Origin of the sequence: Mangrovactinospora gilvigrisea (assembly GCF_001879105.1) — a bacterium.
Taxonomy (GTDB): Bacteria; Actinomycetota; Actinomycetes; order Streptomycetales; family Streptomycetaceae; genus Mangrovactinospora; species Mangrovactinospora gilvigrisea.
In genome coordinates, this window is record NZ_MLCF01000195.1 from 1 (window position 1) to 681 (window position 681).

1 protein-coding gene is annotated in these 681 nt (G+C 74.3%); it reads right to left on the minus strand.

What is annotated here, in order from left to right:
- Nucleotides 1-72: 72 nt before the first annotated feature.
- A partial coding sequence (locus BIV57_RS23165; protein ID WP_139275784.1) for an HNH endonuclease signature motif containing protein occupies nucleotides 73-681 on the minus strand: 609 nt, incomplete at its 5' end.

Consider the following 681-nt stretch of genomic DNA (forward strand, 5'->3'; position numbering starts at 1 on the left):
TCTCCTTCACCCCGGCCGGTGGTGGGGCCGCTCGGCAGGTGAAGGAGGTTTCTCCTTCACCTGTGCACCTTGCTAGATGAGGTCGTCGGGGTGGTTGGTGTAGCGGCGGCCGCTGGGGGAGGTCCAGGTGGTGCCTCCGGTCCGCCGGTTCCACGCCACGGCCCAGCCGGCCTCGTGCTTGACCCGGTGATGATGCCGGCACAGCGGTTGGAGGTTGCAGGCGTCGGTGCAGCCGCCGTCGGCCCAGGCCTGGAGGTGGTCCACATCGCAGCGGCGGGCGGGCATCCGGCAGGCGGGGAAGGTGCAGCGGCGTTCCCGGTAGCGGACGGTGTCGGCCAGCGCGGCGGTCGGCCGGTAGCGCCTGCGGCCGACGTCCACCACCTGGCCGGTGGCCGGGTCGGTGACGATCCGCCGCCAGGTCGCCCCCTTGGCCAGGGCCAGCCTGCGCACGGCGGAGGCGGGGGCGGGGCCGATGCCCGCGATCGATCCGGGCTGGCTGCTTTGGCCGGTGAGCACGTCCAGGGGCACCACCACATCGACGCTGGCCGCAACCCGGGCACTGCCGTCGCGGGTGGTGACCAGATGCACCAGGGCATCCGCGCGGCGTTGGGGCAGGGTGCGGCCGGTGCCGTCGTGCTCCCAGCTGCGGGCCTGGGCGTCCAGGGCGGCGTGCACGGTGGC